The organism is Pseudomonas sp. SWRI77, from assembly GCF_014269105.1.
Taxonomy (GTDB): Bacteria; Pseudomonadota; Gammaproteobacteria; order Pseudomonadales; family Pseudomonadaceae; genus Aquipseudomonas; species Aquipseudomonas capeferrum.
The window spans coordinates 1-12,642 of the sequence record NZ_JABWRV010000046.1; the positions used below are offsets into that span (position 1 = coordinate 1).

Here is a 12,642-nt window from a genome sequence, read left to right on the forward strand (position 1 = left end):
ATCGTGCTTCGAACTATGCTTTTTCATGGTCTCGCCCTCGCTGCCGTTGGCTTCTATGAACGCCACCGTGGCACTGTGATGCCTCGGCGGGGGCGAGTCCATCGATTACAACTGCAGCCCACCTGCGGCCTTGTGCAATGCCCGCAAATGCTCGCCCACTTGCTTCACGTTGGCCTCTATCGCGGCAATTTCCTTGGCCCGCGACGGGTCCAGCAGCGCCCTCACCTCTTTGTCCAGGTCAGTGCTCAGCCGCAGCAACTGGGCCTGCCGCTCGCTGCTGACCTGCTCCAGGTGCTTGCGCTCATCAGGCTGCGGCAGGCCGTAGCCTTTGGCATCCAGCAGTTCTGCCGGGCGGCTGAGAAAACCGCTGTTGGCGAGCATCTGCTGCAGCGTCTGGTTGGCCTTGTCGATGCTGCCATCCTTCAGTGCAGCAGCGTTCAGGTAGCGCTGCTTGACCTCGTCCTGGGCCAGCAACAGCTGGCGCCGCAAGCTGGCCTGTTCCAGCAGCAGCAAGGCGGCGCTGGTGCGCAGGTCGGCCTGGGCGAACCAGCTGCGGCGCTGCTCGGCATCCAGGGCCAGCCAGTCCTCGACCTTGTCCTGCTTGATCGGCAGCTGCTTTTTCAGCACGTCGAACATGGCCTGGTAGCGGTCGCGGTAGGAGTCGAAGCGGTAACCCAGGCGCAGCGCTTCGCGTGGGTCATCGAGCACACGGGTATCGGCAATGCCCCGCCCTTTGAGCACCTCCAGCAAGCCGTTGGGCATGATGCTGTCCAGGTCGTTCAGGCGTGGGTTAGCCGTGCCGCTGCGTAGCAGTTTCAGCGACTCGACCGCGCAGTTGTTGGACAGGAAGTAGTAATTGCCGTCGTAGCTCCAGTGCATTTCTGCGGCCTGGCGCACCAGGTTCTCGACTTCCTGGCGGTCGAGCCTGAGCGGGATCGAGGCCAGGCTACGCAGCTCGGTCTTGGTGTATTCGTCGATCACCTGGCCCAACGGCAGCACGAACAACCGCGACGGGTAAGCGCCGACCAGGCCGTCCCAACTGGACAGCTGCACATCGTTGACGAAGGCGCGGTACGACAGCACCAGGTGCTGGTCGAGGTCCAGGCGGCAATCCGGGCCGCGCGGCCGGCCAGGCTTGCAGATGACCAGGCGCAGCATGCTGTGGCCCCAGCGGCTGACCCAGTTCTGATTGGCCTCGGCCAGCAGGTAGTCGACTTCATAGACGCGCTCGGGGTCGATCTCGCCCAGCGGCTGGCGGGCGAAGTCGCTGCCGGCATTGAGGAACGGCAGGCCTTTGGCACAGGCTTGTTGCTCGGGGGCCCAGCCGAAGTGGTCGCGCAGGTACTGGTTCAAGGCTGGGCGCCGGCAGGCATAGCTCGGGTCGAGGAGGAAGTACTCCATGTTGACCGCGATGAATTCCTTGGGGCTGCTCAGCTCATAGCTGTCGGGGCTGCGCACGAACTGGCCGTTGTGCTGCTCGCGTTCGCCACGGCGGCCGACATACTGCTGCCAGCCGGCAAGGTCGAGCAGGCGTGGGTCATCGCTCAAGGTGAAGCGCCGCTCGGCCTGGCCGCGGCACGCCTCTGGCAGGCCGACTTTGCCCACGGTGCCCTGCTGGCGCTTGCAGCGGGCGATCAGCGAGCGCTCGGTAGCGGGCCATAGCCGTGCGCGGTCGTAAATGTGGGTCAGCTCATGCAGCACAGTGGCCAACAACTCCTCCCGCACGGTGCCATGCGGGCGGTCGGTACGTTCGTGGGCGGCGCTGCCATCAGCCAGCCCTGGCAACAGGCGGCTGTTGAGCGCCAGGGTGGAAACCAGCGATGCCTGGCCATACGCGTCGGCAGGCATGCGCGCGCTCCAACTGACCAGCACACGCCGGTCCAGTTGCTGTTTGAAGCGCGGCGGCAGCTTGCTCAGCGCTTCGTCGAGCAGTGCCTGGCTGGCTTGAGTTTGTTGAGGGTCGAGGCCGGAAGCCTGCAGCACCAGCTGCAGGTCGGCCAGGGCGGGCGTGCCGAGCAGCGTCAGGGCGCCGCCGAGCAGCCAGGCACGCACCTGGTTCACAGTGCCAGGATGGCTTCGGCCAGTACCTGGTCGCTGGCGCCACGCGCTTCAGGCAGGCGCTCGCGCAGGGTGTTGAAGGCAGCCTCCAGTTGGGCGCCACGGATGTCACCGTTGCTGGCGACGAAGCTGGCAGCATCGTCGTGCGCTTCACGCACGACTTTGGAGTCACGGATCGATGTTGTGGTGTCTGAGGTGAAATCGATCGAGCGGCCGAAGGCGCGCACGATGATATTGCTGGTGGCCACCAGAGTCTGTGCCTGGGCCAGGTCGGCCAGCAGCAGCATGCCGAGGGTAGCGGCGATCAGCGGTTTACGCATGGAGCATCTCCGAAAAATACAGGGAGTCAGGTGTAGTCATTGGACGAGAATTGCCTGCGCCAGTTCCAGGTCGCCGACAGCCTGCCGTGCACAGTGGTAGCGCAGTGAATCGAGAGCCGCTTCCAGGCGCGCACCGCGAATCATGCCATCGCTGGCGACGAATGCTGCTGCATCGTCACGGGCCTGGCTGACCAGCTTGCGGTCAAACGGCGCGGTGGTGACTTGGCTGGTGACATAGCCGGTGATGACCAGGCTTTGTGTGGTGGTGTCCATGGCATGGGCACTTGCCATGCTCAGGGGCACGCCAACGGCGGCGAACAACAACGGCAAAAGATAACGCATGGGCTTCTAAAGGCTTGAAACGTGGGCGTGAAGGCGCGTGCGGCTGTGCGGGCGAACCCCGCGAGCCGCACGGCTCAGTTGCAGGTCAGAGCGCCAGGATGGCCTGTGCCAACTGTGCGTCGCTGGCCTGCAGGGTCGGCATCTGCCCACGAATGTGCAGGAAGGCGCTTTCCAGCTTGGCGCCGCGAATAGCGCCTTGGCTGCCGACGAAGCTGGCGGCGTCGTCACGGGCGGCCTGGACGATCTTGTCGTCGCGGAACGACGAAGACACGTCGGAAGTGGCGTCAGTCGAGGCGGCTACAGCGCCCACGACTGCGTCGGTGGTGACGACGAAGCTGGTGGCGCTGGCGGTGCCCGCCAGGCTCAGCATCAGGGCGGCGCCAATCAGATGTTTACGGGACATGATCGTGGACTCCTGGGGATTCTGCTAATCGGACGCTCGCACTGCGCGCCTCGGTACTTTTTCAACATCCGGTTCTACCAGACTGTTAAGCCAAGCGTATCACGCGCCGGTGTTTCTGGATGTTAATGAACGGCGTGCTCACAAACTGTGCTGGTGTGTTTATGATTATAAATAAACTGTACCTGTTGTACTGCCAAGTGCTCTAGCACGGGGCCAGACACAAAAAACCCGTTGCAGTCACCTGCAACGGGTTTGGAATTCGCGGTGCCGGCCGCAGCCGGCAAGCCGGAGCTTAGCGCCAGAAAGGCTTGCTCAGCTCTTCGTAACGCTGCGACTCGCTGATACCGGCGTCAGCCAGCAGGCGGGAGTCCAGGCGAGCCAGTTGACGGCGGCTGGCCATGCGACGCTGCCACAGCAGCAGGGTGGACAGAGCGCGCAGAGGCATCGAAGCGCTGGATTGCTGGGCGTTGCTTTCAAAAACCAGACCGGAACTGAGTGTACGTTCCATGATGTTTCATCCTTCCGCTTATGGCGGGATTAGGTAGTGATTTAACTGATGCCAATGATCCTCCTCTCTTGTCCATAACAGTAGATACAGTTCTGTTGCATTACGATGGTTCAGTTAACTGTGTAACCCTACTGTTGCACTCGAAATAGGCGCAACTGTACTGGTCTGCACTTTTATGGTGCATTAATGAGTAGAGAGAGGTTTGTGAAGGCGGGATTGAAGCGTGATGACCAGTACAGTAGTACAGTTTATTAAGGCTACTGGTGGGGCGACCTTGCGTCGCGAAAGGGCTGCTGTGCAGCAGCCCCCTCCCAACCGATCAACTGGCGAGCATGCGCCCAGTTTCTTCCAGGTTTTCGTGCCAGCTCAGCGCCTCGCGCAGAATGTGCGGGGTATGGCCACCACGTTGGCACGCACGCTCGAAGTAATCGTTAAGCGCTGCGCGGTAATCCGGGTGCACACAGTTGTCGATGATCGCCCGGGCGCGCTCGCGTGGCGCCAGGCCGCGCAAGTCTGCCAGGCCCTGCTCGGTGACCAGGATGTCGACATCGTGCTCGGTGTGGTCAACGTGGCTGACCATCGGCACCACGCTGGAAATCGCACCACCCTTGGCAATCGACTTGGTGACGAACACAGCCAGGTGGGCGTTACGGGCGAAATCGCCAGAACCGCCGATGCCGTTCATCATCCGTGTGCCGCAGACGTGGGTGGAGTTGACGTTGCCGTAGATATCGAACTCCAGTGCGGTGTTGATACCGATGATGCCTAGGCGACGTACCACCTCGGGGTGGTTGGAGATCTCTTGCGGACGCAGCACCAGCTTGTCCTTGTAACGCTCCAGGTTGCCGAACACATCCGCGTTGCGGCGGGACGACAAGGTAATCGAGCTGCCCGAGGCGAAGCTCAGCTTGCCAGCGTCGATCAGGTCGAAGGTCGAGTCCTGCAGTACTTCGGAGTACATGGTCAGGTCTTCGAACGGCGAATCGATCAAACCGCACATCACCGCGTTGGCGATGCTGCCGATACCGGCCTGCAGCGGGCCGAGCTTGTTGGTCATGCGGCCGGCGTCGACTTCCTTCTTGAGGAAGTTGATCAGGTGGTCGGCGATGCCTTGGGTCTCGTGGTCAGGCGGCAACACGGTGGACGGCGAGTCCGGCTGGTCGCTGATGACGATACCGACAATTTTGGCCGGGTCGATCGGGATGGCCATGCTGCCGATGCGATCATCGACCTTGACCAACGGGATCGGTGTGCGGGTCGGGCGGTAGGTCGGGATATAGATGTCGTGCAGGCCTTCGAGGTTGGCGTTGTGCGACAGGTTGATCTCGACGATCACTTGCTTGGCGAAGATCGCGAAGCTGGCCGAGTTGCCCACCGAGGTGGTCGGCACGATGTGGCCTTGCTCGGTAATGGCCACTGCTTCGATAACCGCGATGTCCGGCAGCTTGAGCTGCTGGTTGCGCAGTTGTTCGACGGTTTCCGAAAGGTGCTGGTCGATGAACATCACCTGGCCATCGTTGATGGCCTTGCGCAGGGTGCTGTCGACCTGGAAGGGCATGCGGCGGGCCAGCACGCCGGCCTCGGTCAGCTGCTTGTCCAGGTCATTGCCCAGGCTGGCGCCGGTCATCAAGCTGATTTTCAGTGGCGACTGCTTGGCACGTTCGGCCAGGGCATGGGGTACGGCTTTGGCTTCGCCGGCGCGGGTGAAACCGCTCATGCCGACAGTCATGCCGTCCTCGATCAGACCAGCGGCATCAGCCGCACTCATTACCTTGCTGTGCAGGGAGGACAAGCGGATACGATCACGGTACATGGATTGTTATCTCAGGCTACTGAAGCTACTGGAGCGCAGTCTAGAGATTTCGCCGGTTGCCGTCCCACGACCATGGTCGTATGAGAAGCCCGGAAGTAGAGCCGTTGATCTGGATCAGGCAAATGCAAAAAGCCCCGCAGATTTCTCGGCGGGGCTTCTTATATAGCGCACGGTTTACCGCGGTGGGGTTATTCCACTGCTTTGACCATATCCTCGATTACCTTCTTGGCATCACCGAATACCATCATGGTCTTGTCCAGGTAGAACAGTTCGTTGTCCAGGCCTGCATAGCCACTGGCCATGGAGCGCTTGTTGACGATGATGGTCTTGGCCTTGAACGCCTCAAGGATCGGCATGCCGGCAATCGGCGATTTGGGGTCGTTCTTCGCTGCCGGGTTGACCACGTCGTTGGCGCCCAGCACCAGTACCACATCGGCCTGGCCGAACTCGGCGTTGATGTCGTCCATCTCGAACACCTGGTCGTAAGGCACTTCGGCTTCGGCCAGCAGCACGTTCATGTGCCCTGGCATACGGCCTGCCACCGGGTGGATCGCGTACTTCACAGTCACGCCGTTGTGGGTCAGCTTCTCGGTCAGTTCTTTCAGCGCGTGCTGGGCACGGGCAACCGCCAGGCCGTAGCCAGGCACGATGATCACCGTGTCGGCATTGCTGAGCAGGAAGGTGGCGTCATCGGCCGAGCCGGATTTCACCGGGCGAGCTTCCTGGGCGCCCGCTGGCCCTGCAACATCCGTCGCCCCGCCGAAGCCGCCGAGGATGACGTTGAAGAACGAACGGTTCATCGCCTTGCACATGATGTACGAGAGGATCGCACCGCTGGAGCCGACCAGTGAGCCTGCAATGATCAGCATCGAGTTGTTCAGCGAGAAGCCGATACCCGCAGCGGCCCAGCCCGAATAGCTGTTGAGCATCGACACCACCACCGGCATGTCCGCGCCACCGATCGGGATAATGATCAGTACGCCCATGATGAAGGCCAGGGCCAGCATCAGGGTGAAGGCACTGTAATGGCCGGTGAAGGTAAACAGCAGGCCAAGGGCGATGGTGGTCAGGCCAAGGATCAGGTTCAGCTTGTGCTGGCCGGCGAACTGTACCGGTGCGCCCTGGAACAGGCGGAACTTGTACTTGCCCGACAGCTTGCCGAAGGCGATGACCGAACCCGAGAAGGTGATGGCACCAATGGCTGCACCGAGGAACAGCTCCAGGCGGTTGCCGGTGGGGATCGGGTCGCTGATGGCGGCGACGATGCCCATCGACTGGGGCTCAAGCACGGCGGCAATGGCGATGAATACCGCAGCCAGGCCGATCATGCTGTGCATGAAGGCGACCAGCTCCGGCATCTTGGTCATCTCGACACGCTTGGCCATGACCGAGCCAGCGGTGCCGCCGACCAGCAGGCCGACGATCACATAGCCGATGCCGGCGGTGGCAAGCTCTGCGCCCAGCTTATAGATGAGGCCAACGGTGGTGACGATGGCCAAGCCCATGCCGATCATGCCGAACAGGTTGCCGCGGCGTGACGTGGTCGGGTGCGAAAGGCCCTTGAGCGCCTGGATGAAGCAGATCGAGGCGACCAGGTAGAGAAGCGTTACCAGATTCATGCTCATGCTTACTTCTTCGCCTCGTTCTTGGCTTTCTTCTTGAACATCTCAAGCATGCGACGGGTGACCAGGAAGCCACCGAATACGTTGACCGCGGCCAAGGCCACGGCGAGCGTGCCCATCACCTTGCCGGCCGGTGTCACGGTCAGCGCGGCGGCCAGCATGGCGCCGACGATGACGATGGCGGAGATGGCGTTGGTGACCGCCATCAGCGGCGTGTGCAGTGCCGGGGTAACGTTCCACACGACGTGGTAGCCCACATAGATGGCCAGCACGAAGATGATCAGGTTGTAGATGCCATGGGAAATCAGCATGTCTTCCATTGTCGTGCTCCTTAGCCGTTCTTGCGGACGACTTGCCCGTCGCGGCACATGAGGCAGGCCGCGACGATATCGTCTTCGAGGTTGATGACCAGCGCGTTGTCCTTGTCGAACAACAGCTTCATGAAGTCCAGCAGGTTGCGTGCGTACAGCGCCGACGCATCGGCCCCCACCTGGGCTGGCAGGTTGGTGGGGCCAACGATGGTCACGCCGTTTTCCAGCACCACCTGGTCGGCAATGGTCAGCGGGCAGTTGCCGCCTTGGGCTGCCGCCAGGTCGATGACCACCGAGCCCGGCTTCATTTGCGCGACGGTTTCAGCGCTGAGCAGGGTCGGCGCCTTGCGGCCCGGGATCAGTGCCGTGGTGATGACGATATCGGCCTGCTTGGCGCGCTCGTGTACGGCCTGGGCCTGGCGCTGCATCCAGCTGGCCGGCATCGGCCGCGCATAGCCACCCACGCCTTCGGCGCACTCACGCTCCTCGTCGGTTTCGTAAGGCACATCGATGAACTTGGCGCCCAGCGACTCGATCTGCTCCTTGACGGCGGGGCGCACATCCGAGGCCTCGATCACGGCGCCCATGCGCTTGGCCGTGGCAATGGCCTGCAGCCCTGCAACGCCGGCGCCCAGAATCAGCACGCGGGCAGCCTTAACGGTGCCGGCAGCGGTCATCAGCATGGGCATGAAGCGCGGGTAGTAGTGAGCGGCCAGCAGCACTGCCTTGTAACCGGCGATGTTGGCCTGCGACGACAGCACGTCGAGGCTTTGCGCACGTGAGGTACGTGGCGCTGCTTCCAGGGCGAAGGCAGTGATGCCGCGGTCGGCCATCTTGCCGATCAGTTCGCCGTTGAACGGGTTGAGCATCCCCACCAGCAGGCTGCCACTGCTGATCAGCGCGAGCTCCTGATCATTGGGCGCGACCACTTTCAGTACGAGTTGCGCGCCATAGGCGTCGGCGGCGCTTCCCAGGGAGGCGCCCACGGCCTCATAGGCACTGTCCGGAATGCTGGCGTTTAGCCCTGCCCCCCGTTGGACGGTGACCTGATGGCCTTGAGCAACCAGTTTTTTGATGGTTTCAGGGGTCGCGGCGACCCTTGTCTCACCCGTCTGCGTCTCGAGAGGAACACCAATGTGCACGACTTTATCTCCTGCGGTGACCTTTTGTCTTTGTGGAAGCCAGCGTACTTCGGGTGGTGCGCTGGTGCGGTCGTTGAGCGTCAACCCGCCGAGTCCTAGGCGGGCCAGGCATTTTGCAGATGAACCCGGGGGCCTACAACCGGTTATGGAGCGAAACGAAGTTAAAACTACAAGTCACCCTGTGACCGTATGTCGCAAGCCTACCGTCGCAGCCCGTCAAACATGGGCTATTGGGAGATTAGGAGAAAAAATCAAAAAAAATGGCCGTAATTCGCTTACGACTTGCTGAGTGTCGCAATTTCGCCCTGAAAGCCGCGTAGTCAGCAGGGTTAAAGGGAATTATCAGGCTTGCATAACAGTTTACGTATATGCGACAAATACATATATCTGTAGGTGTTTAAAATAATTGACTACGGGGTCAGGTTGCCCCGTATTCCTACGTTGATGCCGTGTATTGCTTGGCTTGTGCTACCAGCCAGTCGCGGAAGGCGCGCAGCGAAGCGGACTCAACCTTGCGCTCGGGAATCATCAGATAGTAGGCCTTGTCGCTGCTCAGGGCATGCCTGTTAGCGACCACCAACCTACCCTCCTGCAACTCACGCTGGATCAGGAAGGGTGGGATCAGCGCGACGCCCATGTCGTGCATCGCCGCCTGCGCGAGCATGGAGAATAGTTCATAGCGTGGGCCTGTCATGTCGCGCTCCACGTTCATGCCCAGGCTGGCGAACCACTGTCGCCAGGCATACGGGCGTGTTGTCTGCTGCAGCAAGGGCAGTTGCGCAATGCGCCGGGCGTCGAGCATGCCCTGCCCGTCCAGCATGGCCGGGCTGCACACGGGTACAGGGTTCTCGCCCATCAGCCGGTGCGACTGGGTGCCTGACCAGTCGGCATCACCGAAATAGATGGCGGCATCAAAGGCGGTGTCGGCGAATAGGAACGGGCGGGTGCGGTTGGTCAGGTTGACGGTGACGTCCGGGTGGCCCTGCTGGAAGTCCTTGAGCCTGGGCAGCAGCCATTGGGTGCCAAAGGTCGGCACCACGGCCAGTTCGATCACGTTGGCGCCTTGCTGGCGCATCACCGACAGGGTGTCGCGCTCAACGGCATCCAGCTGCGCGGCGACCTGGCGACTATAAGACAGGCCCGCCTCGGTCAGCTTTACCCCACGCCGTGAGCGACGAAACAGTTCGACATTAAGGAAGGCCTCCAGGCCACCGATCTGCCGACAAACGGCGCCCTGGGTCAGCGCAAGCTCTTGCGCAGCCTTGGTAAAGCTCTCGTTACGCGCCGCCGCCTCGAAGCAGACCAAGGCGGCGGTACTGGGGATCTTGCGGCGCATGTACGTCAACCTCACTTGTAAGGCTGTCAATGTGGCGTTTTGCCGATTTACGGAGTGATAAATTATCACTAATCCGTGCGCAATCCTCGTTTGTCCCGGCAGCCGATCAGGCCTAGGCTCAAGGGCACAAGAATTTGCTCTCTCTATATCGAGGATTTCGCTCATGGCCGGTAAAGCAAGCTTCCACTGGATCGATCCGCTGTTGCTGGATCAGCAGCTCACTGAAGAAGAGCGCATGGTGCGTGACAGCGCTTATCAGTTTGCCCAGGACAAGCTGGCGCCGCGCGTGCTCGAGGCCTTCCGCCATGAGCGGACCGACCCAGCAATCTTCCGCGAAATGGGCGAAATCGGTTTGCTGGGTGCGACCATTCCCGAGCAGTACGGCGGCAGCGGCCTGAATTATGTGTGCTACGGGTTGATTGCACGCGAGGTAGAGCGCATCGACTCGGGCTATCGCTCCATGATGAGCGTGCAGTCTTCCCTGGTGATGGTGCCGATCAACGAATTTGGCACCGAGGCGCAGAAGCAGAAGTACCTCCCCAAACTGGCCAGTGGTGAATGGATCGGCTGCTTTGGCCTGACCGAGCCTAACCATGGCTCCGACCCGGGTTCGATGATCACCCGTGCCCGGAAGGTCGACGGTGGCTACCGCCTGACCGGCAGCAAGATGTGGATTACCAACAGCCCGATCGCCGATGTGTTCGTGGTCTGGGGCAAGGATGACGCGGGCGACATCCGCGGCTTCGTGCTGGAAAAGGGCTGGGAAGGCCTCAGTGCCCCGGCGATCCATGGCAAGGTCGGCCTGCGCGCCTCGATCACCGGCGAAATCGTGATGGACAACGTATTCGTGCCTGAAGAGAACATCTTCCCGAACGTGCGCGGCCTCAAGGGCCCGTTCACCTGCTTGAACTCGGCGCGCTATGGCATTTCCTGGGGGGCATTGGGCGCCGCCGAGGCCTGCTGGCATACCGCGCGTCAATACACCCTGGACCGTCAGCAGTTCGGCCGCCCGCTTGCAGCCAACCAGTTGATCCAGAAAAAGCTCGCCGACATGCAGACCGAAATCACCCTGGCACTGCAGGGCTGCCTGCGCCTGGGGCGTATGAAGGATGAAGGCACGGCGGCTGTCGAGATCACTTCGATCATGAAGCGCAACTCGTGCGGTAAGGCTCTGGATATCGCCCGCATGGCGCGCGACATGCTCGGGGGTAATGGCATTTCCGACGAGTTCGGTGTGGCCCGCCACCTGGTCAACCTCGAGGTGGTCAACACCTATGAGGGTACCCATGACGTGCATGCGCTGATCCTGGGGCGTGCACAGACCGGCATCCAGGCCTTCTATTAATAAGGAGCCAGCCCATGGGCGCGCTATCACATCTGCGGGTGCTGGACCTTTCGCGCGTGTTGGCCGGCCCCTGGTCTGGCCAGATTCTGGCTGACCTTGGTGCTGACGTGATCAAGGTCGAGCGCCCGGGCAGTGGCGATGATACCCGTTCGTGGGGCCCGCCCTTTCTCCGGGACGCCCAGGGTGAGAACACCAGCGAGGCGGCTTATTACCTTTCGGCCAACCGCAACAAGCGTTCGGTGACGATCGACTTCACTCAGCCTGAAGGCCAGCGCCTGGTGCGTGAGCTGGCGGCCAAGTCGGATATCGTCATCGAGAACTTCAAGGTAGGTGGCCTGGCGGCCTACGGGCTGGATTACCAAAGCCTGAAGGCACTCAACCCGAAGCTTATCTATTGCTCCATTACTGGCTTCGGTCAGACGGGGCCTTATGCCAAGCGCGCAGGCTATGACTTCATGATCCAGGGGCTGGGCGGGCTGATGAGCCTGACCGGGCGGCCTGAGGGCGAGGAAGGCGCGGGGCCGGTGAAAGTTGGCGTGGCGCTGACTGACATCCTCACTGGGCTGTATTCGACGGTGGCTATCCTGGCCGCCCTCGCCCATCGGGATCAAACCGGCATCGGTCAGCATGTCGACATGGCATTGCTCGATGTGCAGGTGGCATGCCTGGCCAACCAGGCCATGAACTACCTGACTACGGGCAACCCGCCCCGGCGCCTGGGCAATGCGCATCCCAACATCGTGCCCTACCAGGACTTCCCCACGGCCGATGGCGATTTCATTCTTACCGTGGGTAACGACAGTCAGTTTCGCAAGTTCGCCGAGGTGGCGGGGCAGCCGCAATGGGCGGATGACCCGCGCTTCGCTACCAACAAGCTGCGGGTTGCCAATCGTGGTGAGCTGATTCCGTTGATTCGTCAGGCAACGGTATTCAAGACCACTGCAGAATGGGTGAGCCAGCTGGAGACGGCTGGTGTGCCCTGCGGGCCTATCAATGACCTGGCGCAAATGTTCCAGGACCCGCAGGTAGTGGCGCGTGGCTTGGCGGTGAGTATCGCGCACCCGCTGGCGGGGAGCGTGCCGCAGGTGGCCAGCCCGATTCGGCTGTCGGAGACACCGGTAGAGTACCGACGGGCGCCACCGCTGCTGGGTGAGCATACCGAGGCGGTATTGAGTGATGTATTGGGGCTGGATGCCGAGGCGGTACACCGCTTGCGCAGTGCCGGGGTGCTTTAAGGCTATATAAAGCAAGGAAATAGCGGGGAGGCCGAAGGCCTCCCCGCTTTGCTTTTCGGCGATATCAAAGTTTATTGGAATTAAGGGTTGACGCGGTTTCGAATCCCCTTATAATGCGCCCCACTTCCAGCGTAGTCGGAACGAAAAACTCCTTGAAATTCAATGAGTTGATCGAGCCAGGTAGTGGTGGAAGTGCTCCGATCGAAA

At 61.5% G+C, this 12,642-nt stretch carries 12 protein-coding genes; 2 read left to right on the forward strand and 10 right to left on the reverse strand.

The annotated features are described in order from the left end of the window. Window positions 1-105: 105 nt before the first annotated feature. From HU766_RS25610 to HU766_RS25655, 10 genes are all read right to left on the reverse strand, one after another. Entirely contained in the window at window positions 106-2,061 is a 1,956-nt protein-coding gene (locus HU766_RS25610; RefSeq protein ID WP_186661702.1) for a DUF4105 domain-containing protein, read from the reverse strand. After that, window positions 2,058-2,378 (reverse strand): DUF2388 domain-containing protein, encoded by a 321-nt coding sequence (locus HU766_RS25615; RefSeq protein WP_027591949.1) that lies wholly within the window; start codon window positions 2,376-2,378, stop codon window positions 2,058-2,060. The genes HU766_RS25610 and HU766_RS25615 overlap by 4 nt, the downstream gene beginning before the upstream one ends. A gap of 36 nt (window positions 2,379-2,414) precedes the next feature. Beyond that, window positions 2,415-2,720 (reverse strand): DUF2388 domain-containing protein, encoded by a 306-nt coding sequence (locus tag HU766_RS25620; RefSeq protein ID WP_186661704.1) that lies wholly within the window; start codon window positions 2,718-2,720, stop codon window positions 2,415-2,417. Window positions 2,721-2,805: 85 nt separating this feature from the next. Continuing rightward, complete coding sequence (locus tag HU766_RS25625; RefSeq protein ID WP_033702558.1) at window positions 2,806-3,123, reverse strand: DUF2388 domain-containing protein; 318 nt, start codon at window positions 3,121-3,123, stop codon at window positions 2,806-2,808. Window positions 3,124-3,415: 292 nt separating this feature from the next. After that, on the reverse strand, window positions 3,416-3,631 hold the full coding sequence (locus HU766_RS25630; RefSeq protein WP_186661706.1) for a DUF1127 domain-containing protein: 216 nt from the start codon (window positions 3,629-3,631) through the stop codon (window positions 3,416-3,418). A gap of 319 nt (window positions 3,632-3,950) precedes the next feature. Then, entirely contained in the window at window positions 3,951-5,444 is a 1,494-nt protein-coding gene (locus HU766_RS25635; RefSeq protein ID WP_033702560.1) for an acetyl-CoA hydrolase/transferase family protein, read from the reverse strand. 188 nt (window positions 5,445-5,632) lie between these two features. Next, complete coding sequence (locus HU766_RS25640) at window positions 5,633-7,069, reverse strand: NAD(P)(+) transhydrogenase (Re/Si-specific) subunit beta (RefSeq protein ID WP_186661708.1); 1,437 nt, start codon at window positions 7,067-7,069, stop codon at window positions 5,633-5,635. A gap of 2 nt (window positions 7,070-7,071) precedes the next feature. Then, complete coding sequence (locus tag HU766_RS25645; RefSeq protein ID WP_033702562.1) at window positions 7,072-7,386, reverse strand: NAD(P) transhydrogenase subunit alpha; 315 nt, start codon at window positions 7,384-7,386, stop codon at window positions 7,072-7,074. Window positions 7,387-7,397: 11 nt separating this feature from the next. Then, a complete protein-coding gene (locus HU766_RS25650; protein WP_186661716.1) occupies window positions 7,398-8,519 on the reverse strand; it encodes a Re/Si-specific NAD(P)(+) transhydrogenase subunit alpha in 1,122 nt (373 codons plus the stop codon). A 436-nt stretch (window positions 8,520-8,955) separates the two neighbouring features. Beyond that, a complete protein-coding gene (locus HU766_RS25655) occupies window positions 8,956-9,855 on the reverse strand; it encodes a LysR family transcriptional regulator (RefSeq protein ID WP_033702564.1) in 900 nt (299 codons plus the stop codon). A 163-nt stretch (window positions 9,856-10,018) separates the two neighbouring features. On the opposite strand from HU766_RS25655, the gene HU766_RS25660 reads away from it, so the two are divergent. Both HU766_RS25660 and HU766_RS25665 read left to right on the forward strand, forming a co-directional pair. After that, on the forward strand, window positions 10,019-11,200 hold the full coding sequence (locus HU766_RS25660; protein WP_186661719.1) for an acyl-CoA dehydrogenase: 1,182 nt from the start codon (window positions 10,019-10,021) through the stop codon (window positions 11,198-11,200). 14 nt (window positions 11,201-11,214) lie between these two features. Further along, window positions 11,215-12,435, forward strand: coding sequence for a CaiB/BaiF CoA-transferase family protein (locus HU766_RS25665; RefSeq protein WP_033702566.1), 1,221 nt, complete (start codon window positions 11,215-11,217; stop codon window positions 12,433-12,435). The last annotated feature ends 207 nt before the right edge of the window (window positions 12,436-12,642 follow it).